This is a genomic window from Serratia sp. 3ACOL1 (genome assembly GCF_003668775.1).
GTDB classification, from domain to species: Bacteria; Pseudomonadota; Gammaproteobacteria; order Enterobacterales; family Enterobacteriaceae; genus Chania; species Chania fonticola.
In genome coordinates, this window is sequence record NZ_CP033055.1 from 4,302,877 (window position 1) to 4,326,998 (window position 24,122).

A 24,122-nucleotide genomic window follows, 5' to 3' on the forward strand; every position below is an offset into this window, starting at 1 on the left:
AAATTAACGTACAAAATTTTAACTTCTTCAGTTGATGAAAAATGCAAAAAATAATTTTAAAAAACATGTCATTCAAAAAAACATACTGCAGATACTATTACATATCTGCAGATTTTCATTACACCATCTAACATTTTAAATTACGTAGATTATCTACCTTATAACCCTGAAAAATCAAATTATCACTTCGATATAACTTATTTGACTAGTACCCAAAATATCAGAAATCCTTCTATATACACTCACGATCTCTTTACACATTAAAAAATTAAATCTATGATCATCAGTGGTGACAGGTTTGGACTTACGCAGATATACAGATGCCCCATCAATTGTATATGTTACGTCTTTATCTTTTGTGTAGATACCTAATGTATGGATTGTGTTTCGTATATCTCTAAGAACATCAATACATTTTTTAAACTTCTCCCTCTCCTCTTTTGCAATCGGATTTGTAGCATGCATACAAAGATTTAGCACCGTATTAATTTTTTCGTTTGCAGGAACATTACCCCGATATTTCTTCTTATCTTTAGCCAGTTTTTCTTTTTTAGCCTTAAGATAATAAACTTCAGAGAGAAACATTTCTAGGGCAGAGAATGTGGCCACAGAAAAGTCTAGAATCATACTACCAATCATTTCATTATTTCTATTAATATACAAATCTCTAATTTCTTTTATAGCATCATCTCTCCGTGGAAAATTATATTTACCGTGCGCCAATCCTTTTATACACACCCCCATCGTAAGCTTCAAGGGTTCCCGACCATTCAGAACAACCAAGGACTCATCATTCATGAAATTATAAAGCAATAAATCAATACTATGAAGAACACAAGAGTAAATAGAATGTGAGCGATAAATTTTACCATCTATCGGAGGAGGCGATAGTTTTTCCTGCTCCTCAAGAAAGAACATTACACAGTCCCTTAATTTATACAACTCCATGATTCTAAGCATTGAGTGCTTATCATAGTCTCGGTTTATAAATAAATTCAGGTTATCAATAATATCTGTATTGCTCTCAATTTTTAAAAATTCCATTTAAGTTACCTCTAAATATAATTTTAATAGATTAAAAATATGCCAACCATCATGGTTGTTATACTTTACAAATCGACCCAGATCAATTAAATAACTTGAAATAATATTCTTACATGTCTGTGCATCCACCTAAAAAACCAATCAATTGATATTTAAAATGCTATGTGATTTTTAGCCTGCACTGCAACTAATACCCCTGAGTAATGCTTATCGAAAATATCATTCATGCCATCAATTAATTCAGGTTTCCTGAATACGATATGCGCCGACTCTTTCATAAAGTACCGGACGCTTAGGTAATCATCTTGGTAATTCTTAGCCACCAGCCTATTGGCACAAATGTGCTCATATAACCGGCTAGTGATATCCCCTCGGTTATCTGGCAGCGGTTTAGCATCCAACAAGTGTAATACTCGTTCCAAATCCGCCAGTTGGTCACGCTGGTAACTGTGGTTCAGCATAAATCCCCACTGGTTGTGACTGACCAAATTGCTTACGGGCTTGCGCATCCATCAGCGTCAGCATTCCAGAACGATTCATCTGTTCTTGCCATAGCTTGCGATCGATATGATGAGTGATAGCAGCCAGGCCCTTATCATGTTCCAGAGTGAGATGGCATCTGTAACGGTGCCTAGGTTGCACTGCCCAATCTTCCAGTTTACCGCCACCGAAGCTGAATATCAGACTGCCAATCTCCGGCAGTTGAGTCATCAGCGATTCAATCTGCTTCAACACAACCTCACGGCCAGTGATTAACTGTTAAATATCAGGTTAACAGATGAGTTCAGCGTGGCCAGTAAGAACCTCAGGGGCTTGCTAGCCGTATTTAACAAATGAGATTTAATCAGGTTCCTCAAAAACAAAAATGCCCACATCTTCGCGGCTGGGGAAAGTTGAAACAAGATGCTCCATTCCTATCAGGGCTGGTTATCACTCTGCAACGGGTGACTGTTCCGTTTGATAGACCGCTGAAGTGTATGACAAACCTGGATGTATACTTCCCGCAAGTGTTACCTGCAGGTCAGCGAACATTTGACACGCAAACATTTAAGGACGACTGGACGAACGTCTCTCTTCGAAGCAGAAATTATGAGCGAATGGTACGAAGACATGTGTAATAAAGGCATAGCGCCGCACTGCAAAAACTGCGTCACAGCGACATGGCAAACGGGTAGGAATGTGGCACAACTCAGTACATATAGTTAGAATTTAACTATCTAGGAAAGTCCGGTGGGCTCATCGATGGAGTAAAACCGTGTAAGCGGTTCATCTTCGACTCAGCGGTCAATTATCTATCTCCACTACAGACATAGTCTGGCCAACTTAGCGTCACGATATCGCCTTTGATGTACTCTGGTAACCAGCTGATAGAATCATCATTTCGTTTTCTGAAGCCACACTCCCAGATTTCAAATACACGCCACCCTGAAGCATGTAGTTGCATCTTGACCTGAATGTCACGTTGCCTGTTGGCTGCAAATTTTTTCATCCAGAATTCTGTTCGGGTTTTTGGTTTCGTCGCATACCGGCAGCCATCATGCCGATGCCAAAAACAGCCATGTACAAAAATGCACAATTTGTATCGTAGCAAGACTATATCAGGTTTGCCGGGCAGGCTGCTTACATGCAATCGGTACCTGAAACCTTGTGCATGCAAAAACCCCCGTATGATCAACTCCGGTTGCGTATCCTTCCCTTTGATACCGGACATCATGCGGGAACGAGCTTTACGATCAACGATATCCATAGATTGCTTTCTACTCTCTTCCTATTTTCCCGGATACTGCTAACCCACCGACATATACCATAGGCAGCATTTTGTTACCGATCTATGTACTAGATCTTTTAGCCAGACAGGGAAAAATAAGTGAAGGTTTGTCATCATTTTAACATGGTCAGTACTAGCTAAACCTGAATCGTAAACAGAGCTTAGAACCTACCAAAGAAATAAGTCGTAATTCGGAAGATTACATAAGGGCTATTGACTCTCAGTTTGCAAGAAAACGAGTTATAAAGTTGTGACCCTCGTCAGAATCAGAACAATGGACGCCGTTGCAAACGGAATACGTTCATATAAATTAACATTATGTCGTATTCGAGGTTCTAATTTCTCTGTCGGTATGATTCAATCAAGCTTCTATGCTGCTTAGGATGCTTGTAACCTCAGGATCGCTTAGATGCAATATTTTGAAGTGGATATGCTTTATGATGAGGCCCCTGCATGGGCTGCTACCGCTCTAACTTTAGGTTATCAGTGGAGCTTAAGCAGCGGCAGTAATACTCGCAGGATCGGCCTGTTGTCGATGCCATGTGAGTCTTGCGCAGCGGGCCTTATTGCCTTAGGCGCCCTCCGCAATGATCTTGAGCGTACAACGGCTAACCACGTAGATACATACTTTGATCTTCTTCTACAAGCTTGCCGCAAGCGTGTGAGTGCCCGTATGCCCTACAAGGGTCCTAACGAAGGATCAGATTGGGACCTACGCTACGTTATTGATGATACCCGCTGGCGTTTCGTTGCCCATAATAATGATGGGGACGTAGATGCCATTGTTCTCGAAGATGCCAGACACCGCTCTGTCATCAAACGAAAGGGCAAAAGTATCTCTAACCAGAACGGTGCTTGCCACCGCTACCTCATGCGAAATCGTGCAACCGACTGGCAATTGCGCGATTACCCCTTGCCACAGTTGGCTCAGGGGGGAAATATACTGAAAATCTCCGACTATAGTGAACTTCCAGGCTGCGCAGGGCGTATCGTGGAGGAAAACCTAAGCCGCTCCTATGAAGGTCTAGTGCTTGTCGGGAGTGGAGCTGAACGTGACTCTCGCTATATGCAGAAGTTATATGGGTCGGGATTCAGCATAGCTGACCGTAGGCTTCCGCTGGGAGATTTATTGACCCTGCATCACAAAGAGCGAAAATACATACAGCGCCTGAGTTTCCTAAACGAGCGCACACAGCAATACAAATCCATGTACCCAGCTAAACTTATTGTGGCAGATGGCATATTTGCTCTGCTCTGTGCAGAAAAATTGTTTAGTGACAGCGATATTATTGGCGTATGTAGCCGTGATGCGTCTACTGAGACCATCCTCCAGCTAAAAGACTGGATGAGCAACAAAATTCGCTACTACACCGACATAGACACCAACCACTTCCTGCCAGGCGACATGCCAGCAGGAATGCTGCTGCGCGTACTGCAACGGAGGGCATGAGTATGTTTGTTTCGACTACCGCACGTTTACAGTTCCTCGAGAAAAATCCGCTGATTCAAGAGATCTATATTGGTAAATCTCCGCTTTTTTTTTCGATCCGCTACCATATGCAGGCATTGTTTTCATCGATTTACCAAGCAGATGGAGATTCGTTCCAGAATGAGTCAGCACTGATCCTTCGCTTCGAAATACAGAAGTGCTTGACGTCCCCCTTGATGCCTGACAACACCCTATTCCTGCGCTGCGGCCTTGACGACTATGGGCGAGTTCGCCGGCAGTGGGGGGGACAGGTTGTACAGACCGTCGAGCGGCTGAAAGAGCTGATTGCCAGTTACTCCGAGGAAGGCTCTGTGCTTAATACAGAATTCATCCGGCTGTTTGTTGACCTTATCTGCGAATATCCAATGGACCGTATAAAAATCTGGTGCCATCAAAAGGAACGCAATCTTTTTCGGGATCTACTCGAGGGGGTAGTCGATCTCAATGACGATGTATTCATTAGCACTCTTTCAGAATACCGTAAGAGTCCCCCAGCCGATGCTCTGATCCGATTCGGACCATTGCGCACAAGCGGTTTAGCTAAAGTGCCAACCGCATTGATCACGTCGCCGTCATACCACCGTCTGATCCGCTTTGTCTGGGAAGGATTGTCTGATGAGGAAGGGTTTGCCGACGACCCAGTGCTATCTACCCATAGCTATCTGGACAACTTACGCACAATACGGACCACTGTCACCGGGCCCCCCTTGACCTTGGTCGTTCAGGAGGATAATGCGGCTCTAGTGGATGAGCTTATATTTCTTGACAAGAAAGTGACTGCCCGAAAAACCCTGCAGCGATGTGTGCTTGTGGAGTTTCCTGCTGAATATGGCGTACTGTTACGCCCTAATTCTCGCTTGCTGGTATTCAATCCTGATGGCACCGGCCCTGAGATGATTGGCTACCGACAAATCGGTGATGTAGAGGCTGGTGATTACCTACTGATCCACGATGCTGATGCTGACCTCGGTGAGATCAGCGTCGATGCTACCAAGGCCCCTCTTGCTGTTCTATGGAAAAGGGCGCTGGCCGATACCTGGAGACTACACCCCAACGTGTGTATTCAGAAAATGCGGCAAGCTGGAATCGACCTTCTGGACCTATCTCGTGCGGTCCAGAAATGGATAGCAATGAATGGCACGGTGATTCATGCACCACAGCTCAAGAAGCATTTTGAGGCATTGCTGACAAAGGTACTTGCTCCGGAACTCATTCCTCCGTTGGTGGCTAATGGTAAAACTATTCCAGGCTGGCGTCGGGCCTGGGCAGAGGTCGAGGCCTCACGCGTAATCGCGATTCAACATGGGTCCGTGGAACATGCCATCGTCAACGAACAATTGCTCGTAGAACTACGAAAAGAATTGCCCGACATCCGCAGCATGATTTCATTGGATGATGTATTTCGTCACCCGCTTCAGTCAAAAAGTGGGCTGATTGGCAGTGTGGCATTCAAACCCGTGATTAGCCTCTCACCGGACTTTGCTGCACCAGCAGAGCTGTTGGAAAAAACGCTGAAACTACCAATAGCCGAGCAATATCGAATAGTTTATGGGGGCGACCATCTATGCGAATGATCCCTGGATTTATCGATGAATCAGCTCCTCCTGGCGAGGTTATGCTGTATCGAAAACTCGAAAGTGCTAAGTGTGGCTGGACCGTCATCCACTCGCTGGATCTGGCACCAAGTAACCACAATCTCCGCACTGAACTCGACTTTGTTGTAGTGATACCCGAAGTCGGCATTCTTTGTGTGGAGGTCAAGTCGCATCGCGAAATCGGTTTCGACGGTGACCACTGGTATCCAACTAGTATTACCAAGTCGCCATTCCGTCAGGCCCAAAACGCACGCTTTGTCCTGAGGCGTCGGCTGGTCGAGCGGCTGGCTAACTTTTCTCAGGTTCCAGTGGTTCACTGTTGTATATTCCCGCAGGCGGATTTTACCGTACCTCCCAACCTGTCGATCCAGCCTTATGAAGTTATGGACCGACGCCGGTTCAAGGCTTGTACTACGAGTGATGAGTTGTGTGAAGCATTGAAGGCCATGGCTATGCGGATCATCGATGCAGACCCGTTAATTAACCCGTTGACGAAGCCAATCCCAGAGCTGCAAGTAGATAATTTCGTTAATTTCTGCTTCCCCATTCGCACACGTCGACCAGAGAAAGAGGCTGAAATCCGTTTCCGCGAGGAAGAACTTGAGAAGCTACTACGTGTGCAGCAACAGCCTGTTCTGCGTTTAACGGCCTACAACCCTCGAGTGCTGGTTGAAGGTGGAGCCGGAACCGGCAAGTCACTTATAGGCCTTGGAGTTGCCAGACTAAAGGCCTCCCAAGGTCTTCGTGTCGGCTACTTGTGCTTCAACAGGCTGATCGGTCAATGGGCTGCCAGCCAACTTGAGGCTGACCAAAATCCTCTCTTGATCGGGGGCTCCGCCCTGAGCGTGTTGATGTCTCTTGCTGGAATCAGCATGCCGAAAAATCCTGATGATGAATTCTGGGACAGCGTAGTGCTAGAGATCCAAGACTACCTAACAGATCCTGCATGCGCACATGATGCCCAGTTCGACTACCTAGTCATTGACGAGGCGCAGGACATACTCGGGCGCCCAGGCCTGCTGGACTGTATACGCCTACTACTAGATGGTGACTTAGATGGAGGCCGCTTCCTGATGTTGGGTGACTTCCGCAACCAAGTCCTTACTGGTGCTGCGGCGGTCGAAATTCCCCTTACCGCCGTGCGGAACTATTCAGCCCGCTGGTTACTTACAGAAAACTGCCGGAACTACAAGGCCATCGGCCAGGTCGCAATGACGCTCTCCAAGGCTGACCGGAGTACCTACTCAGGATATTTACGTCAAGGTGGCGGCCTGCATACTTGGAACCTGGAATTGTACCAAGACGCTACAGATCAAGTTCATAAAATCAAAACATGTATAAATTCGGCTTTGGCGGGTGGATTTCGCGAGGAGGATATAACGGTACTTTCCTTTGGGGCCAAACAGCATTCGGTACTGCCACTGCTTCGCGAATCCTGCAACCGTTCCTTCGTTGCCGTCGGGAATGCGGGTGTTAAGGGAATTCGTTTTTCCACTGTTCCTGCCTACAAGGGCCTTGAGAGCAAGGTAATCATCATCACGGATATAGTTCCTTCCAGCTATGAGTTCGATCGAAGTCGCTTCTACACAGGAATTACTCGAGCTCAAGAAAAACTCTATCTTTTTTGTCATGCATCGGGAGCCTCACAGCTAGCCGAATGGATCAAAGGTGCAGGTAAAGAACATGAATAAAGAACGAGCCGCAGAAATTGAATTTCTGCGCGGTGAACTTGTCGGTCCCGCACGTCCCTTGGAGGTGGCTCAGCCAGCCACCATGGTTAATCTTGATTCACAGGGCTGCTTCCGACTGACTGAGGAAGCAGATGCTACTCTGTACTATCAATACAATAACAGTATGACTCCGCAGGAAATTGTCCACTACCGCGGCGAAACCCCTATGCAACGTTATGGTGCAGGCTTGTTGCATCCGCGCAACGATTTGAGTGGGGTCATGATTGATAAATCAGGCAATACTGAACTACCAGGAAATGAAACGGCTAGCCACCAGCCAGATGCAACTGCATCAGTTGAAACCATACAAGCGGTGGTCTCTGATCCAGATGATCAGCCATCAATTGGTTACGATTCGGGTAACGAGACCCATGGGGAGACAGACGCCGATGATTTCGAAGTCAGCAGCGACGATATGAACCAGCCGTCGGTCATGGGCCTCAGTTTCTGTCTTGAGGAGAGGGAAGGCGAATTTGTAGTATCACTACCCCAATGAAAAAGTTCTCATGGCAGTTGCCAGAGGCGGCTGCGTTTCCAGTCAATGGTCGGTACGAGCCCTGTATTAAAGTCACCAACAAGGAGGGGCGTGAACTTCGAACCGAGGCCTGGCGTCGTGTGCCGGCTACGACTGAGGACACTCATGAACGGTTTTGCCTAGCCAGCCTTCAGTCTGGCAAAACCGAGTCGAGGAATTTGACTCTTCCGGGAGGAATGACCCTGCAACTCCAAGTATTTCCTCGACGAATGTTTGGTAAGTGGATCATCACCTGCGTACTGCGAAACTTGCTAGATGCCAGCACCATGTCCCGTAGGGAAGAACAGATCCGCAGTGTGCTTTTTCAAACATGCTTCGAAGTCCGCGTGCAAGGCGGTGCAGCCTTTAGCCATTACCCAGAAGGTGTCAGGCCGTTCTGGCAACTCGATGATGACGAGCAGACGCTCTCACTGCTTTACCGTGACGAGGCGACTTGGGCTATAGGGCATGGTTGTGCGGCCGGATGGGATCATGTGGAAGGAGCACCGCCGGATGCAGTCTTTGCAGATGTTATGCCGGCAGTGGAGCTACCGAGCATGACACCTGATATCAGGGACAGGGATGGCAAACAGGTGGCCCTGTCAATGCGCGAACTAGCGGGATTACCATCCTTTTCTGGGGACGGCGTAGGCTGGGAGGCGCTAGATCGCCTTGCTAGAGAGTATGCGGCGTGGATTGAAGCGCGTGCGGCGGATAGTTCATGTCTTAATTCCGATTTGCGTGAGGTGGCCGACCGCCATCTCGATGGCTGCCGGCAGTGCCTTGTCCGTATCCGCAACGGTATTACCATCCTACAGAAAGACAAAGACGCGCTGGAGGCGTTCCGTCTGACCAACCACGCAATGATGCTCCAGCAGATAGCCTCCAAGCAGATCGCACATCGGCCTTTGGTCCACCTTGACGGTTATGTGGCAGCAGCAGAGCCAGTGGGTGGCCAACCCCGCACCCCGTGGCAAGTCTGGAACGACGGTTTAGAGAAACGGCATATTGGCAACTGGCGCGCCTTCCAGGCAGCTTTTTTGCTGATGAGCATCGCTGGGTTGGTTGACGGAGGTTGTGATGACCAAGACATTGTCGACCTGATCTGGTTTCCCACAGGGGGAGGCAAGACTGAAGCCTATCTCGCAGTGGCAGCCTTTTACATGTTCCATCAGCGCTTGATTGCGAAGCCTGACGACAGCTTGAGCCGTGACGGCACCAACGTTTTCATGCGTTATACCCTGCGGATGTTGACCACTCAGCAATTCCAGCGTGCTGCCAGCCTGATTTGCGCGATGGAGCAGATCAGGGTACATCGTAAAGATGAGCCTGCCCGCCCCCAGTTAGGGGAAAAAAGCTTCACACTGGGATTGTGGATTGGGGGTAGTGGTTCGCCGAATACCTGGAAGGGCGCCAAGGAAGCCATTCGTAAATATGACCGCGACGACGTGGCAGGTAATCCGTTAGTCCTTACCGAGTGCCCTTGGTGCCGAAGCACGATTGGCCGCCTAGATCAGGTAGCTACTGGTCGTCGTAGCAAAAACACAGGTAGCAACTTGGCAGGGCTGGAAAATTCCGGAAAGCAGCCTTACCTGAAGTGCTCCGATGCTTGCTGCGAATTTGGCGGCGAACATGGTAGGCTTCCTGTCGAGGTGATCGACGAGGCCATCTACAAAGACCCGCCATCCATGTTCATCGGCACGGTAGACAAATTCGCAATGATGGCTTGGAAGCCGGAAACGGGTGCACTTTTTGGTTTGCAGCATGGCACAGAGGGCGAGGTAACCCGTGTTAGACGCCCTCCGGGACTGATAATTCAAGATGAATTTCATCTTATTTCCGGGCCACTAGGTACGATTTACGGACTGTACGAAGGAGTGATTGAACAACTTTGTACTGTAGAAAATGACCGGTACCAGATCCGGCCCAAGATCATCGCTTCAACCGCTACCATCCGTGGTGCAACGGATCAGGTAAACACTGTATACGCACGCGAGAAACTGCAACTATTCCCCAGCCCCGGGCTTGAAATGGGAGACTCATTCTTCGGACGCTACGCTAGGAAAGACGACGGACAGCTTGCAGAGGGTCGAATTTATCTTGGCGTTCATGCCACAGGTTACCGATCATTTCTGACTGCGCAGGTTCGGGCATTTTCGGCAGTGTTGTTTCGCGCCTGGATGTTTGAGGACGACAAGAAAGATCCTTGGTGGACTTTGCTGGCATTTTACAACAGTATTCGCGAGCTAGGAGGTGCCCAAACCCTCTTCCAATCAGACATCGCAGCACGTATCAAGGATTACTCGCTGCGTTATGGGCTCAAGGGCAACCCACAACGCTACCTCAATGCCGTCGAAGAATTGACAAGCCGTCAAAGCCAGTCACAACTGGTGGATTTGATGGATCGGCTGGCATTGAACTGGGATGCCAAGAACAGCCTTGATGCTTGCCTAGCCTCCAATATCATAGAGGTTGGGGTGGATATCGACCGGCTGGCGCTGATGGCTGTCGTCGGTCAGCCCAAATCAACTGCGCAGTACATCCAGGTGACAGGGCGAGTCGGCCGACGCTGGGAAGATCGCCCAGGCCTGATTCTGAGCATGTTCAATCCGGGGAAGAGTCGTGACCGCTCGCATTTCGAGCAGTTCTATAGTTATCACCGCCGTCTCTACGAACGCGTCGAACCAACCTCCGCCACACCTTTTTCGGTCGAGGCAGTGGAACGTGCCTTGGCAGGCGTCCTGCTGGTCTGGGCTCGGCAATACCATAACGCCCGATCACCTGGCGAGGCTTTCGGCGAATATGCAGACCACCTGGATGATGCCCTTGAACTATTGCTGGAACGTTGCGAGGTCATAATGAAGACTCAGCCGGACGAATTGGACCGAGTGCGCGAAGCCATGCGTAAAGTTCACCGCGACCTCAAAAGGAAATGGCAGAGCAATCCACAGGAGTGGTGGGCGTACCCACAAAAAAAAGACGGAGAATACTTGATGTTGTGGTCTGGCGAGTTCGCAACCCAAGAACAGAAACGAAAGGGGGTGCGGGTTCTCAGCAGCATGCGCAATGTCGATGGCACTGCCCGGGCAGCAATCAGCAGCAACTATTTGGAGCATACGGAACATGGCAAGTGAAATTCGACTAGGGCAGCTGATTGCACCCTTTGGTCCTGGAAGTATTTATACTGACAAGAATGGTATTCCGAACATCGTCTGTGGCCTAGATTTCTGGCACAAGCAGACAAATGAGCGAGGTAACTGGGAGGTAGATGAAACTGCCATACGCAAGCATGTAATTGACGAGCCTCGGCTGTCCGCACTACTCCAGGTTCCACAATTCCGTCAACCACCGGAATATTGTGTTGACGGCCAGAACCCTGGTCTCTCAAGACTGGAGATTCAGACTCACCGCTTTCCTACTTGGTATGTCGACAGCTTTAGCGGAAAGATGCACCGTTTCAATCTTGACACCAGAAAACTTGTACCGCTCGAAAAGGGTGAAAAAGCGCAATGGCGACCAGTACGCTTTATCAGCGTTTGCAGCCACGGGCATATTGCGGATTTTCCATGGAAAGCTTGGTGCGGGTGTACCTGCCTAGGAGACGGCGGGCTTGTTCTTCATGATTCAGGCGGACCGGACCTGCGGTCCGTGAAGGTCTCCTGCTCGGTCTGTAAAGAATGGAAAACTCTGGCTGGATCAATGAGTATGGAACGCGATCAGACTAGCCAAAAAATCAATGCGTCTGGGCTTAAATCTGCAGGAATTAGCTGCAGCGGTGAACGCCCTTGGCTGGGATGCTCAACCCAGCAGTGCCAAGAGCCCCCGGTAGCAATGCTGATAAACCAGTCGAACATTTATTTCGGTAAGATCCTGTCCTCGATCTACCTGCCGGACTTAACCAGCGAACAGACTATTGCTGACATACAAAAAGTATTGCGGCGTGACGATATGGACCTAAGTGTCATAAAGATGCTTTTCCAAGCTGGTGCCCACACGTATGCTATGGATAAGCTCCGCAATACCCTGAAACCACATTACCCCAGCCTTCCTGATGATGAGTTGATCATGAAGGCTATGGACTCTCTCAGCCATGGGACCCCACTAGTAGGCGGAGGCCCCCAGCCAGTTATGACAGAATCCGAATCGCAGATATTCAGGCGAGCCGAGTACAACGTACTGCGCAATGAAGTAGGACAAGGAGTCGACGATGAACTAAGGGTCATTCCAAGCCTGGTTCCACCAGGATTGAGACCTTGGTTCGAGCGGGTCAACCTAGTCGAAAAATTGCGAGAAACACGTGTTTTCTGTGGATTTGATCGCTTGATACGAACGGTGGACCCACTCGCGACAATGCCGCTATCTGCAATGAACCAGCTTTTCCTGCATCCACCAGAACCAGCTTACCAGTGGTTGCCTGCTATCAAGAATTACGGCGAGGGTATTTTTGTCGAGCTGAATGAGGATGCAATCCGTCAATGGCTCACGAATAACAAAAAATGGCTGACAGACCGACTGGACCAAGCTTTTGTAGAACGCATGGCGAATGAGACGAACCTAATGCCACCGACCCAGAGCAGTCAGTGGACACCGCAATGGGCAGCCCGGTACCTTCTGGTTCATACCTTAGCACATGTAATGATCAATCAGATGGTATTCGAGTGCGGTTACTCGTCAGCTGCGTTGAAAGAGCGCATCTTCGTGTCGAACGATCCAGAAGCACCAATGGCGGCCTTCCTCATCTATACTGCCGCCGGAGACTCGGAAGGAAGTCTTGGAGGACTGGTTCGCATTGGACGGCCTGAGCTATTCGAGCCTATGGTTCTCAGGGCCCTCTCTCGGACGTCTTGGTGTTCCTCCGATCCTGTATGTTCCGAGGATCTGGGCGGTAATGGTTCGCGACGGGTTAATAAGGCAGCCTGCCATGCCTGTGTGCTATTGCCAGAAACAGCCTGCGAGACAGTTAACAGCGGATTGGACCGTGCCATGGTCATCGGGACGCCACAGATACCGGATTATGGGTTCCTATCCGACCTAATAAACACCGCCAACGCTGTGGGAATGGTCCCTCCAACGGTTGAAATTTGATCTGGATGTTAATCTGCTCTCCTGACAATAGGAGAGCAGTACGTCACTTTTGGGACAGTTACGGATAAACCTTATAACGTCATAGGACATCATGTGGGAATGAGCCTTACGATCACAACGATATCCATAGATTTCTTCCCGTCTGCTTCTCTTCCTGGTATCCTGGACAACATTAAATCCACCGATATATACCACGAGTAGCATTTTGTTGCCGATTCCTGTAGTAGACCTATTTGCCGGACCGGGAGGATTAGGGGAAGGTTTTTCATCATTTGAACATGGCGATGCTTTTCAAATCGCCGTTTCAGCTGAAAAAGATCCGATCGCTCACCAAACTCTCCGTCTCAGAGCATTTTATAGATTGCTGACTAACAATAGACCAGACAATCTCGATGACTATTATCGCTTTTGTAATGGCGACGCAGACACACCATTCAGTACTGAGACGAAAGATCTCTGGGAGTTAGCTGGCAAAGAAGCAATGTGCATTGAAATCGGTAGTCCAAACGGAAATGCAGCTCTTGATGAAGCCATTCAAAAAATGCAGGAAAAACATGGTGCTGACCAGCCTTGGGTTTTGATAGGCGGTCCACCTTGTCAAGCCTACTCACTTGTAGGTAGGGCCAGAAACAAAGGAATTGCCGATTACAAACCAGAGGAGGATCACCGTCACTTCCTCTATCGTGAGTATCTCCGAATTATCCAGAGCTACCAACCTGATATTTTTGTGATGGAAAATGTGAAGGGAATTCTTTCGTCCAAAATAAATGGTGAAAAAATATTCAACCAGATTTTGAAAGATTTAGCCAACCCTAGTGCTGCACTCTACTCCTCTTCAAAAGGCCAGCGCTATAGAATCGTTTCGTTGGTAAGCGAACAGGAATTTTGTGATGGAGATGATCCAAACTTACTGGATGCTACAAAGTACATCATCCAAGCTGAAGAGTATGGTATACCTCAAGCCCGCCATAGAGTCATTTTGTTAGGAATACGTGAAGATCGTTACAGGGAAAACCTACCGAAACTTTCAACTCAGCCCACAGTGAGTGTCAAAGAGGCAATTGGTAAACTTCCAAAGCTAAGAAGTTTGTTGAGCAGACAGAAGGATACGAGCGAACAATGGGAAAACCTAGTTAGAGAGCAGCTACGCTTACTTGCAAAGCATGCTTCTGAGCTTCCCGAAACTGGCGAGATTTTATCAAGTAGTTTGATAAAAGCATCAGAAGAAATTGGTTCTTTTACAGGAACTGGTGCCACAAGAATGCCTAAGAGTCATTATCGTTACACAGGTCAAACTAACCATGATTACCTAGATAAATGGTTTTTGGAGCCTCGCTTGAACGTTTGGCTAAACCATGAAGCTCGTGGGCACCGGATCGATGATCTGGCTCGTTATGGTTATGCCGCATGCTTTGCGTCGATCCATAAACGTTCTCCCAAAGGTCACAAAGAGTTTAATTTAGACGGACTTGCTCCTGCCCATAAAAATTGGGAAACAGGTAAGTTTTCAGATCGATTTAGAGTGCAGGTTGCAGGTAGTCCATCGACAACAATCACAAGTCACATATCAAAAGATGGCCACTATTTCATCCATTATGACCCATCACAGTGCAGAAGTTTAACTGTAAGGGAAGCTGCTAGGTTGCAAACATTCCCAGATAACTATTTTTTCCAAGGGGGCAGAACACAGCAATATCACCAAGTTGGAAATGCTGTTCCTCCATTCTTGGCAATAAAAATTGCTGAAATTGTCGCCAAAATTATAAATTAGAGAGTTTAGAGTGATATTCAACTCAAGATTCACTCTTTCCCATCCATCGACTAACGCCACCGAGATATTCGGTGGCGAAAAATTATTATCTAACATACGAACCTAGTGTATTCCATAAACAAAAACACCAATAATTATTTAATCACGACAATTAACATTCACCAGCCCTCAACTAAATTTAAATAAAGAAACACTAAACTTCAATAACCAACCTAACATGCCTTTATCAACGCATAGTTTTACAACCAATCAAATAACACTATTTTAACCATACTCTACATCTATCCATCTGTTATATTTTTACGAAATGGTATACATAGAGCATCTATTTTTTTAACAGCGTCTTTAATAGGGTCTGTATCAATTCCAACAAATCGATACCCAGCATATAGTCGCATTATTAGGCACGAAAAGGCATCTGAAATATGTCTATTCAAATGAGCTAAATGTACGGCAGAACGATGCTCATGATCTCTACTATCTCTTTCAATCGGCAATGTCACGCCTAAATAATCCGCATGTAGAACATGGCTTGATACAGAGTACCCATATGATAAGCCGCTTAAGCCATGAAATAGCTTTTCGCTACGGGCCAAGCTTCCTATAATACCAGTAAACCCCCATCGAGTTTCAAGGGATCTACGGTAATTTTTATCATATTTTTCATTAATTCTTTTCCTTTCTTCGTCAGCAAGCAAGCGCTCCCGTAAAGGGAACCACTGTCTATCATCAGGCTTCTGTAGAAGGCTTAATACATCCAAAACCTTATTATCATCCTTAAGTAGGGATATCTCGTATAGGGCAGTTGAGTAATCATTAAACCGGTCTTTAAATGTTTCTCTAGACTCAAGAAGAAAAACAAATTTTAACGATGCTTCAAAGATAGCCCTTTGCACCATTTCTGCATCCCAAAGTTGCCCATATGAAGTTAATAAAAATAGACTTTCTGTTGACCTTGCTGATGCAGCAAGTAAATAACCAATCGTACTTTTCTCTTCCTTGGTCCATTGGTCAAATAAAGCGACTGGGGTCATTAATGGTAGAAGTTCTCTCATTAACAACATTGATTTTTTTGACCATTCAGATTGAATAGCAAATATGTCATCCGTATACATAGTATCCCCTATTTCATAAAACTAGCCTAACGAATTTTTATCTTAACAAAAACAACAGACTATCAGCTGCCTCCTGATTCGCGTCCAGATATTATACCCTTCACTACACCATCAATCGCCTCTCATCATAGTACTCGCCTATGATAAAAAATACGCGTGGTTACGCCCCCTGATGACTCCTCTATACCAATGCATAAGCACCTCATGATAGTGTTCAGTGATAAGAACAAATTTACTACCAGCTCAAACATCACTTGATGTGGGTAGACTCCTAGTCTTAATCCAGCATATACGGGGTTTTAGTTGAGCTCAGGAGAATCTGGGAGATACTGAATGGCGGAAGATCACAGGAGTCGAACCTGCCCAGGACCGCTGGCGGCCCCAACTGGATTTGAAGTCCAGCCGCCCCACCGGGGACGAGGATCTTCCTCTAGAACTAGGAAGCAAGTCGCAGATTATAGCGCGAATCCCCCTAGCTGCTAAGAGGGAATTCATGTTTCCGCGATCCCTTTCGTACACTTGCTCTCCCGCACAAAACTCCCGCCTTTAATCTGCTACCCTAGCCGAGCCCGGGTTATTAACCCGTACATTGCTGGAGATGCTATGACCAAGAAAGTTGCCGTCCTGCTGAGCGAAGGATTTGAAGAGGCCGAGGCGGTTATCGTGATCGACGTGTTACGTCGTATGGAGATAGAGGTAGAGCTGCTGTCCTGCCAGGATAGGCTGGAGCTGCGCAGCTATCACCAGATACGTATGTTTGCCGATGCTCTGTTGGAACGCCGCATGGACCAACTGTACGATGCCGTGGTGATCCCCGGTGGGCCGCAGGCTACTGCCGCAATGGCGGAAAACGAGCTGGTCGTGGAGTTTATCCGCCGCCACGATCGTGCTGCCAAGCTGATCTGCCCGCTGTGTTCTGCCGCTGCTCGCGTGCTGGCTGCCAACAAACTGCTGCAAGGCCGCCGTTATGTCTGTTCTGGCGATCTGCATCAGGAGATCGAAGATGGTACCTACGTGGCTGAAAGGGTTGTGGAAGATGGCAATCTGATCAGTGGCCAAGGGTTGGGGGCCGCGTTTGATTTTGCCTTCACCGTGGCCTACCGCCTGACCGGCGATCGCACTACCACGCAAGAGCAAGCCGTACATATCTATCACGAAAACTGGCAAGCCCCACAGGCAGTGCATTAATCGCTACTGCTGCTAACTAGGCGCGGCACAGTTTGCGTTTTCCGGCTCCGATGCCGAAAGCGAAAATTGTTACCGCGCTTTCTGTTTTTTACGGCTACTCCTCGCTATCCAAGTACAACGTTTTGATCCCGCTTTTGCTACATTTAGCGGCAACCAACGCATAACAATGACCTGTAACTGTTTTACCAGATTAGGCGAAGCCGTGGTCAGTAATACCACGATCATCTGCACGCTGGTAAAAATCCCCTCTAACCGGCCCATCATTTTTTAACCACGAAAAAGAAATGCAGGAATAAGCTGCACCTTTGGCGAAAATTATTCAGATTGATGACAACATGGCTATTCTTCTGAATTTTTTTTGGAAAATATATTCGACCGTAGGTGCATAGTTGGTTGAAAGAACCGTGACATTACTAATACTTGTTCCCCTGTAGTGGTAGGTAGTCCATAATTACACCATGCAATGCCTTCACGGGATCTATGATAAAAAAGAGAGGGAATTCTTTATGGGTATGCCACAAACAAAATCTGAATTAATTTCATATCTTAATAAAAACATCGGTGAATTAATAAATGTCCTGAATACAGGTTCGCCGGAGCTTGCCTCAGATAAATCAATGGAGAGACATGCGAAAAATAATAACGTCAGCTTAAAATCAGTATCGGAGTGAAATGATTATGATGAAAAAGAAAAACAACACGCCAACGCCACACGATGCCACATTCAGACAGTTCCTGACCCAGCCCGAGGTTGCCCGTGATTTCATGGAACTACACCTCCCGGCAGAGCTGCGTGCCATCTGCGATCTTAACACCCTGAAACTGGAATCAGGCTCCTTTGTGGAAGATAACCTCCGCCAGTACTTCCGCGACGTGCTCTACAGCCTGAAAACCACTGCTGGGGATGACGGTTATGTCCACGTGCTCATCGAACACCAGTCCACCCCGGATCAGCACATGGCTTTCAGGCTCATCAGGTACGCAGTAGCGGCCATGCAGCGCCATCTGGAGGCGGGCCACAAAAAGCTACCTCTGGTAATACCGATGCTATTCTATACCGGTAAGCGCAGCCCATATCCCTATTCCACCCGGTGGCTGGATGAGTTTGCTAACCCAGAGCTGGCCGGTAAACTTTACAGCGCTGCTTTTCCGCTTGTCGATGTCACCGTCATCCCTGATGACGAAATCGCAGGCCATCGCAGCATGGCGGCTCTGACACTACTGCAGAAGCACATTCATCATCGGGATCTGGCGGAACTGGTGGATAGGCTCGCTCCCATCCTACTGGCCGGATATCTCTCTTCATCACAGGTAGTATCGCTGGTACACTATATTGTACAGGCGGGCGAAACGTCAGACGCCGAAGCCTTTGTACGCCAACTGGCACAGCGAGTGCCGCAACATGGGGACACACTGATGACCATCGCACAACAGCTTGAACAGAAGGGCATTGAGAAGGGTATTGAGAAGGGTATCGAGAAGGGCATTCAGCTTGGTCGGCAGGAAGGGCATTCAGAAGGCGAGCGCGATGCTACGCTGAAAATTGCCCGTACCATGCTGCAGAACGGTCTCGATCGCAACACTGTCATGAAAATGACCGGTCTGACTGAAGACGAGCTGGCACAGATCCGCCACTAATCTTATTAGAACAATGTTCTAGCCTTACTGTCGGACCTTGCCAGTAGTCTGAATAGTCGCAAAGGGACTATTTTATGGTGGGACTATTACCTGATGATATAGCAAGGTTTGGCAAATAACGGCGGTATGAAGAATTGCCGTGTAGTCTCACCGCCAGGATATTACACAAAATTGAACGTAACGCGTTTAATTAAAATGAAAAACTAATACTGGCAGGGTCTTATATCTCCCGAAAAGGGGTGATTCGCTGTATTTTATTTTTCACCGTCATAAAAAGCCTCCCCACCAAGGAGAAGGCTTTGAGATAAAAGAGCTATTCACTGTTGCAGTAGCGCCTTCATTGTTACCGCGCTTTCTGTTTTTACGGCTACTCCTCGCTATCCAGGTACAACGTTTTGATCCCGCTTTTGCTGCGTTTTGCGGCAACCAGTGCATATAGCGGGATGGTGAGCATCATCATCAATACCCCCAGAACATGGCATTGCCTCCCGATCCGAACAGGGCAAACAGACTGTAGAGAATGCCAATTACCGCCAACGTGCAGTAGAAAATGAAGCCCCCGCCCTTATTCATAGATTTGGCCACCATGATGATCGGTAGCGCGACCAGCGCATAGATATAGGGCAGTAAAGAGGCGAACACCGACATCAGCACGATCACCTGAAACTGTTTTGCCAGATTAGGCGAAGCCGTGAACAGTAATACCGCAGTCATCAGCACGCCGGTAAAAATCAGCCCCTTCATCGGTACATCGTTTTTGTTCACCACGGCAAAGAATTTCGGGAATAGCCCCTGCTTCGCGCCAGCTTTTGGGGCTTCAGACTGCAAGATCAGCCAGCCAGAGATCGAGCCGAAACAGGCGACTATGCTCAGTGCGGAAACCACTTCCCCGGCAAATTCGCCAAACATATAACGGGCGGCGTCGGCAAAGGGGGCGGCGGAATTCACCAATTCACTATGCGGCACCAACCCCATAATCACCGAACAGCTGGTGACATAACACACGGCGGCAATCAGCAACCCCAATACCGTCGCCTTGGGCACGGTGGATTCGGGGTTTTCCACCTGTCCGCTGGACACCACTGCGGATTCCACACCCAGAAAGCCCCACAAAGCCAAAGACGCGGCGGAGAGGATCGCCGAAGCGTCGCTACCCTTGGTGCCATTATAAACTTCGGTGAACAACGCGGGTTTGAACCAGAACCAGCCAATAAAACCGATGCCCAATACCACCACCAGCATGCAGCAGGCGGTGAATGATTGGGAGCGCCCGGCAATCCTTGCCCCCAAAGAAGCCAGAGCGATAAACCCCCAGAGGATAACAATGGCGGTGATCGAGCTGACAAGCGGATCTTTGAGGATGGGGAAGAAATAACTCAGGTAACCCACACCCGCCACCAGCAGCGCCACGTTACCCACCCAGGCGCTGATCCAGTAACAGATGGTGGTCTGAAAGCCAATAAATGGCCCAAACGCGTCGCTGGCATAGGCAATAATGCCGCCATCACGCGGTGTCACCATGCTGTTCTTGGCAAACACCAAAGCCAGGGCAATCACGCCGACAATGGTAATCACCCAACCAAATAAAGAGATAGACCCGATGCCTGCCAGATTGGTTGGCAGCATAAAGACCCCGGATCCCATCATGTTAGAGGCGGTCACCAACGTCAGGGCGACCAACCCCATTTTTTTCACGGAGGCAGTATTAACAGAAGCCATGATATTTCCCATCATTATTGCGTTGATACACATCTTGAAGAGGGTGCGGATCGCACCCATGGGGATAAAGCGCGGGCCGATTAACGTATGGAAGCGCTGGCAGGCGTTTCTTTTATGCACCGCACCCAATAAGTGCCGTTCTCATCCACTTCCACACCCTGCAGTTCATGTTCAAAGCCGGGGAAGCGCTGGCCGAAGGTCTGCAAGGCCACCAGGTAATCGACGATGGCCCGTGATTCTGATGTCACCTTTTCACCCGGCATGATGAGCGGAATGCCAGGTGGGTAAGGGGTTATCATCACGCCCAGCGTGCGGTTGCTTATGTCGGCAGCCTTGACCTGCTCGGTTTGGTCGGAGATCAGGCATTGGTAGGCCTGGGAGGGGGTAAGAACGGGAATGGCCTCTGCAGAACAGGCAAGCTCCAAAAGCTCGGCAATTTTCAGTTCGATATTGGCCTGATGGATCGAGCGGCATAAATCACCGATGCCCATGTTGCGATAGGCGGGAGAGCTGGCCGCAACCTGCGGAAGCACCGAGGTAAGCGGGGTATTCTCGTCATAGTGATGTTTAAATATCATCAGCATATCGATCAGGGTATTCCATTTGCCCTGGGTAGAACCCAATGCAAATAACACCAGAATGGTGTAGTCACCGTTGCGGGCCGGGATAATACGCTGGGTATCCAGGAATTTTGCCACTACCGGCGCGGGGATACCGAAAACATTCATCTTTCCTTGCGCGTTCAGCCCAGGGCAGGTAATGGTGACCTTGATGGGATCCAACATCGCATAACCCTCCGGCAAGTCGCCGAAGCCGTGCCATGCCTCTCCCGCTCGCAGCTGCCAGCAGGTGGGATCGTTGGCTAGCACCTCGTCGGCAACCTGGGTGAAGGGAACCTTTTTGCCCTCCTGCAGCAACGTGCTCGGCTGCCAGACATCGAAGAACCATCCCTTGTCACTTTTTTCCGCTTTGAGCTTGTCTGCGACGGTCACCAGCGTCTTGCGGAAGCTGATAGCGTCGTGAATAGCTTCATCGACCAATGTCTTACCGGCTTGCCCCTCCATCATGGCGGTCGCCACATCCATCGAGGCAATGATCGGATAGAACGGTGACGTGGTGCCGTGCATCATAAAAGCCTGATTGAAAATGTCGTAATCCACCGGGGCACGTTTGGAATTGCGGATATGTATCATCGAGGCCGAAGAAAAGGCCGCCAGCATCTTGTGTGTCGATTGCACGGCATACAGCGTTGGGCCGTTGTCTTTATCTTCGGGGACATCCATGGCGAACCGCCCCTGATACAGGGGGTGGAATTTCGCATAGGCATACCAGGCTTCGTCAAATTTGATCCGGGGTACCGACTTGGCCAGCTTTTGGGTGACGGCAGTGACGTCATAAATCAGACCGTCGTAAGTGCAGTTAGTGATGATGGCATAAGCGGGGCAGCGGTCTTCCGCCTGATAAGCCAGCACGCTGTCATCGATTTTTTGCCGGATCGCGCTGGCCTCAAACTGATCGGGAGAGATCAAGCCAATAATGCCGAGCCCATTACGCGCAGGCTGGAAATAGACGGGTTTAGCCTGGGTGATGGTCAGCTCATGGTTGACGGACTTGTGGCAATTGCGGTCAACCAGGATGATTTTATCTTTTAAATCAATTGAGTGGCCCACTATCTGGTTAGATTGGGAAGATCCGCCTGTCACATAGAAGGTTTTGTCCGCGCCAAACAGTTTGGCAGCTCGCGTTTCCGATTCGCCCGGCGCTCCCTTATGTTCAAGCCAGTCCCCCATTTCTGGCGTAGAGATGCCGATGTCTGCCCGCATCAGGTTTTCACCAAAGTAATTGATAAACTCACGGCCTACCGGGTGCTTAAGATAGGCAACCCCTCCTTGATGCCCCGGGCAATCCCAATAGTAAGGGCTGTCTAACGCGTAACTTTTTAGCGCGGCGAAGTAAGGCGGCAGAAGGTTCTCAATATACTGGCGTATAGCCAGATGAATGCGGCCAGCAATAAACTTGGGTGTATCTTCGCTGATATTGATGTACTCATGGATCTCTTGAATCACCTCCGTCGATAAACGCCCTAACAAAGGCACACTTGACGAAAAGAAGATGGGCACCCGGCTGTTTTTAGCGCGGATCACGCGAATAATCTCCTTGATAATGGGAGAACCCTCACCCAGGTTAGTCCCATCACACTCATTAATAATGATACAACCGATACCCGCTTCTTTTCTGGCCATCGCCAGAGCCGTTTCATTGGTTTCAGCGTGGATAAAATGGTAGTTATTTAATGCCAGCACCTCCTTAATCGCATGATAGCTATCATCGACCTGTATTTTATTATCGCGTACAGAAACAATTAATATGGGAAAATCAAGATTACTTGCATAACTCATTGTATGACCTCTTCTCTTCCATGTCATTGAGATATCAACTGGGATGCCAGATGATGAAAGCGAGCATACTCTTGAAGTGCAAACAATAAACTGTACCAAAGGTACAGTTTATATTGATGACAAAGTGGCAATATTGCTGAATTGGTCGGGATCTATCTATACCAGTCTCTACTAACCCATTGATTATCGAGACGGGCGCAGCATGCAGCGCCCCTACGTTGTAAGCCCGGCGAGGGTTTATCAGCAGTCTCCTGTTTTGTAGAGAGATGATTAGCGGATGATATAACAGGGTTTAGAAAATAATGGTGGAATATAGAATTGCCATTGTTTCTTTCTGGCAAAAAATATAAATTCCCGTGTGGTTTCACAATGGACTTTCGCCAGAATGTTACTTTTATGGAACTTTACCGTTCTCTGCGTTCTGTTGAGAATACCGGCAATCTCTTTCTCCGCCATGCCTTGTAACAACAGAAAAGCCACGACCCATTCCTTAGCGGATAAAATCTCGGAGGGGCAAGCAACGGTTAATTTACCGATACCATCACCAGAGATAAAAAAACGCGGCGTGATGGAGTGCAGGGGTTTGATATGGCTGATAATACCGGAGCAGTGAGCCTGTTTGTCGTAGTAGGGCATGCGTTCACAATAAAACACGCTGAATATGCGTTTGCTATCGATAGGGAGGATCCCTACAGCCTCAATCTTCCTCATCTCATCGATAACGCGTTGGTCATGGATGGAGATAAAGGGCTTAAAAGGGGCTAGTGCAGAAGGTCTCCCATTTCCTTCCGGTTTTAGCAATAGGCCATATCTGGCATTGGCATACACAGGTTTTTTATGCACGTCCTTTAAACACCAGGCCTCATCACTAGACTCCCACGCAATCAAGATCTCCAAAGGAATAGCAATAGCTAACGAATTTAATTTCGCAATAATACTTTCGGTACTGACACGAGACATTTTCCCACCTTCAATCCTTGGTGCCATTATTCGCAATGCAAATGGCGACATAGTGTAAAACGCCCAGAGCAGACTACCAGAAAGCCAACCTGAAGCGGCAAGATTGA

Annotated in this window: 18 protein-coding genes and 1 tRNA gene; 10 read left to right on the plus strand and 9 right to left on the minus strand. The window is 48.3% G+C overall.

Annotation, left to right across the window (positions count from 1 at the left end):
• Nucleotides 1–174: 174 nt before the first annotated feature.
• From D9980_RS19475 to D9980_RS19485, 4 genes are all read right to left on the minus strand, one after another.
• Nucleotides 175–1,044 (minus strand): hypothetical protein, encoded by an 870-nt coding sequence (locus D9980_RS19475; protein WP_121608191.1) that lies wholly within the window; start codon nt 1,042–1,044, stop codon nt 175–177.
• A gap of 152 nt (nt 1,045–1,196) precedes the next feature.
• On the minus strand, nt 1,197–1,505 hold the full coding sequence (locus D9980_RS27345) for a DUF4942 domain-containing protein (RefSeq protein WP_370454273.1): 309 nt from the start codon (nt 1,503–1,505) through the stop codon (nt 1,197–1,199).
• A complete protein-coding gene (locus D9980_RS27350; protein ID WP_370454274.1) occupies nt 1,480–1,776 on the minus strand; it encodes a hypothetical protein in 297 nt (98 codons plus the stop codon). Before D9980_RS27350 ends, D9980_RS27345 begins: the two co-directional genes overlap by 26 nt.
• A gap of 556 nt (nt 1,777–2,332) precedes the next feature.
• Nucleotides 2,333–2,791, minus strand: coding sequence for a very short patch repair endonuclease (locus D9980_RS19485; RefSeq protein ID WP_121608192.1), 459 nt, complete (start codon nt 2,789–2,791; stop codon nt 2,333–2,335).
• A gap of 430 nt (nt 2,792–3,221) precedes the next feature.
• Here D9980_RS19485 and D9980_RS19490 point away from each other — a divergent pair, with 430 nt between their 5' ends.
• The 7 genes from D9980_RS19490 to D9980_RS19520 all read left to right on the plus strand — a co-directional run bounded on the left by D9980_RS19490 (nt 3,222) and on the right by D9980_RS19520 (nt 14,996).
• Nucleotides 3,222–4,262, plus strand: coding sequence for a hypothetical protein (locus D9980_RS19490; RefSeq protein ID WP_121608193.1), 1,041 nt, complete (start codon nt 3,222–3,224; stop codon nt 4,260–4,262).
• Nucleotides 4,259–5,875, plus strand: a complete 1,617-nt coding sequence (locus D9980_RS19495; protein ID WP_162304294.1) for a hypothetical protein — start codon at nt 4,259–4,261, stop codon at nt 5,873–5,875. The genes D9980_RS19490 and D9980_RS19495 overlap by 4 nt, the downstream gene beginning before the upstream one ends.
• A complete protein-coding gene (locus D9980_RS19500; RefSeq protein WP_121608195.1) occupies nt 5,866–7,587 on the plus strand; it encodes a nuclease-related domain-containing DEAD/DEAH box helicase in 1,722 nt (573 codons plus the stop codon). Before D9980_RS19495 ends, D9980_RS19500 begins: the two co-directional genes overlap by 10 nt.
• Entirely contained in the window at nt 7,580–8,122 is a 543-nt protein-coding gene (locus D9980_RS19505; protein WP_121608196.1) for a hypothetical protein, read from the plus strand. Before D9980_RS19500 ends, D9980_RS19505 begins: the two co-directional genes overlap by 8 nt.
• Nucleotides 8,123–8,337: 215 nt before the next feature.
• A complete protein-coding gene (locus D9980_RS19510; protein ID WP_162304295.1) occupies nt 8,338–11,274 on the plus strand; it encodes a helicase-related protein in 2,937 nt (978 codons plus the stop codon).
• Entirely contained in the window at nt 11,264–13,225 is a 1,962-nt protein-coding gene (drmB, locus tag D9980_RS19515; protein WP_162304296.1) for a DUF1998 domain-containing protein, read from the plus strand. Before D9980_RS19510 ends, drmB begins: the two co-directional genes overlap by 11 nt.
• 205 nt (nt 13,226–13,430) lie before the next feature.
• A complete protein-coding gene (locus D9980_RS19520; protein WP_238393653.1) occupies nt 13,431–14,996 on the plus strand; it encodes a DNA cytosine methyltransferase in 1,566 nt (521 codons plus the stop codon).
• Between the two features lie 281 nt (nt 14,997–15,277).
• On the opposite strand, the gene D9980_RS19525 is transcribed toward D9980_RS19520, so the two are convergent.
• Nucleotides 15,278–16,111 carry a DUF5677 domain-containing protein gene (locus D9980_RS19525; RefSeq protein ID WP_121608200.1) on the minus strand — a complete coding sequence of 278 codons (834 nt, stop codon included), beginning with the start codon at nt 16,109–16,111 and terminating at the stop codon, nt 15,278–15,280.
• 334 nt (nt 16,112–16,445) lie between these two features.
• Nucleotides 16,446–16,540: transfer RNA gene (locus D9980_RS26730), tRNA-Sec, on the minus strand.
• 174 nt (nt 16,541–16,714) lie between these two features.
• On the opposite strand from D9980_RS26730, the gene D9980_RS19535 reads away from it, so the two are divergent.
• From D9980_RS19535 to D9980_RS19540, 3 genes are all read left to right on the plus strand, one after another.
• On the plus strand, nt 16,715–17,299 hold the full coding sequence (locus D9980_RS19535; protein WP_021181316.1) for a DJ-1/PfpI family protein: 585 nt from the start codon (nt 16,715–16,717) through the stop codon (nt 17,297–17,299).
• A 506-nt stretch (nt 17,300–17,805) separates the two neighbouring features.
• Nucleotides 17,806–17,970: a hypothetical protein gene (locus D9980_RS26735; RefSeq protein WP_162304297.1), complete on the plus strand. Its 165-nt coding sequence runs from the start codon at nt 17,806–17,808 to the stop codon at nt 17,968–17,970.
• A 10-nt stretch (nt 17,971–17,980) separates the two neighbouring features.
• Nucleotides 17,981–18,937 carry an Rpn family recombination-promoting nuclease/putative transposase gene (locus tag D9980_RS19540; protein ID WP_121609054.1) on the plus strand — a complete coding sequence of 319 codons (957 nt, stop codon included), beginning with the start codon at nt 17,981–17,983 and terminating at the stop codon, nt 18,935–18,937.
• 459 nt (nt 18,938–19,396) lie between these two features.
• Here D9980_RS19540 and D9980_RS19545 read toward each other — a convergent pair whose 3' ends face one another.
• From D9980_RS19545 to D9980_RS19555, 3 genes are all read right to left on the minus strand, one after another.
• Nucleotides 19,397–20,656 (minus strand): amino acid permease, encoded by a 1,260-nt coding sequence (locus tag D9980_RS19545; RefSeq protein ID WP_238393654.1) that lies wholly within the window; start codon nt 20,654–20,656, stop codon nt 19,397–19,399.
• Nucleotides 20,657–20,736: 80 nt separating this feature from the next.
• Nucleotides 20,737–22,959, minus strand: a complete 2,223-nt coding sequence (locus D9980_RS19550) for an Orn/Lys/Arg decarboxylase N-terminal domain-containing protein (protein WP_202913965.1) — start codon at nt 22,957–22,959, stop codon at nt 20,737–20,739.
• A gap of 366 nt (nt 22,960–23,325) precedes the next feature.
• The gene (locus D9980_RS19555; RefSeq protein ID WP_162304298.1) at nt 23,326–24,015 is read right to left on the minus strand and encodes a helix-turn-helix transcriptional regulator; all 690 of its coding nucleotides are present in this window, start codon (nt 24,013–24,015) and stop codon (nt 23,326–23,328) included.
• Nucleotides 24,016–24,122 lie beyond the last annotated feature (107 nt).

Excerpts from the sequence above, each read along its gene's own strand:
- D9980_RS27345 (WP_370454273.1), bottom strand. The coding sequence starts at position 1,505 with ATGCTGAACCACAGTTACCAGCGTGACCAACTGGCGGATTTGGAACGA.
- D9980_RS19545 (WP_238393654.1), bottom strand. The coding sequence starts at position 20,656 with ATGGCTTCTGTTAATACTGCCTCCGTGAAAAAAATGGGGTTGGTCGCC.
- D9980_RS19535 (WP_021181316.1), top strand. The coding sequence starts at position 16,715 with ATGACCAAGAAAGTTGCCGTCCTGCTGAGCGAAGGATTTGAAGAGGCC.
- D9980_RS19495 (WP_162304294.1), top strand. The coding sequence starts at position 4,259 with ATGAGTATGTTTGTTTCGACTACCGCACGTTTACAGTTCCTCGAGAAA.
- D9980_RS26735 (WP_162304297.1), top strand. The coding sequence starts at position 17,806 with ATGGGTATGCCACAAACAAAATCTGAATTAATTTCATATCTTAATAAA.
- D9980_RS19500 (WP_121608195.1), top strand. The coding sequence starts at position 5,866 with ATGCGAATGATCCCTGGATTTATCGATGAATCAGCTCCTCCTGGCGAG.
- D9980_RS19475 (WP_121608191.1), bottom strand. The coding sequence starts at position 1,044 with ATGGAATTTTTAAAAATTGAGAGCAATACAGATATTATTGATAACCTG.
- D9980_RS19540 (WP_121609054.1), top strand. The coding sequence starts at position 17,981 with ATGAAAAAGAAAAACAACACGCCAACGCCACACGATGCCACATTCAGA.
- D9980_RS19525 (WP_121608200.1), bottom strand. The coding sequence starts at position 16,111 with ATGTATACGGATGACATATTTGCTATTCAATCTGAATGGTCAAAAAAA.
- D9980_RS19505 (WP_121608196.1), top strand. The coding sequence starts at position 7,580 with ATGAATAAAGAACGAGCCGCAGAAATTGAATTTCTGCGCGGTGAACTT.
- D9980_RS19510 (WP_162304295.1), top strand. The coding sequence starts at position 8,338 with ATGACCCTGCAACTCCAAGTATTTCCTCGACGAATGTTTGGTAAGTGG.
- D9980_RS19485 (WP_121608192.1), bottom strand. The coding sequence starts at position 2,791 with ATGGATATCGTTGATCGTAAAGCTCGTTCCCGCATGATGTCCGGTATC.
- D9980_RS19555 (WP_162304298.1), bottom strand. The coding sequence starts at position 24,015 with ATGTCTCGTGTCAGTACCGAAAGTATTATTGCGAAATTAAATTCGTTA.
- drmB (WP_162304296.1), top strand. The coding sequence starts at position 11,264 with ATGGCAAGTGAAATTCGACTAGGGCAGCTGATTGCACCCTTTGGTCCT.
- D9980_RS19490 (WP_121608193.1), top strand. The coding sequence starts at position 3,222 with ATGCAATATTTTGAAGTGGATATGCTTTATGATGAGGCCCCTGCATGG.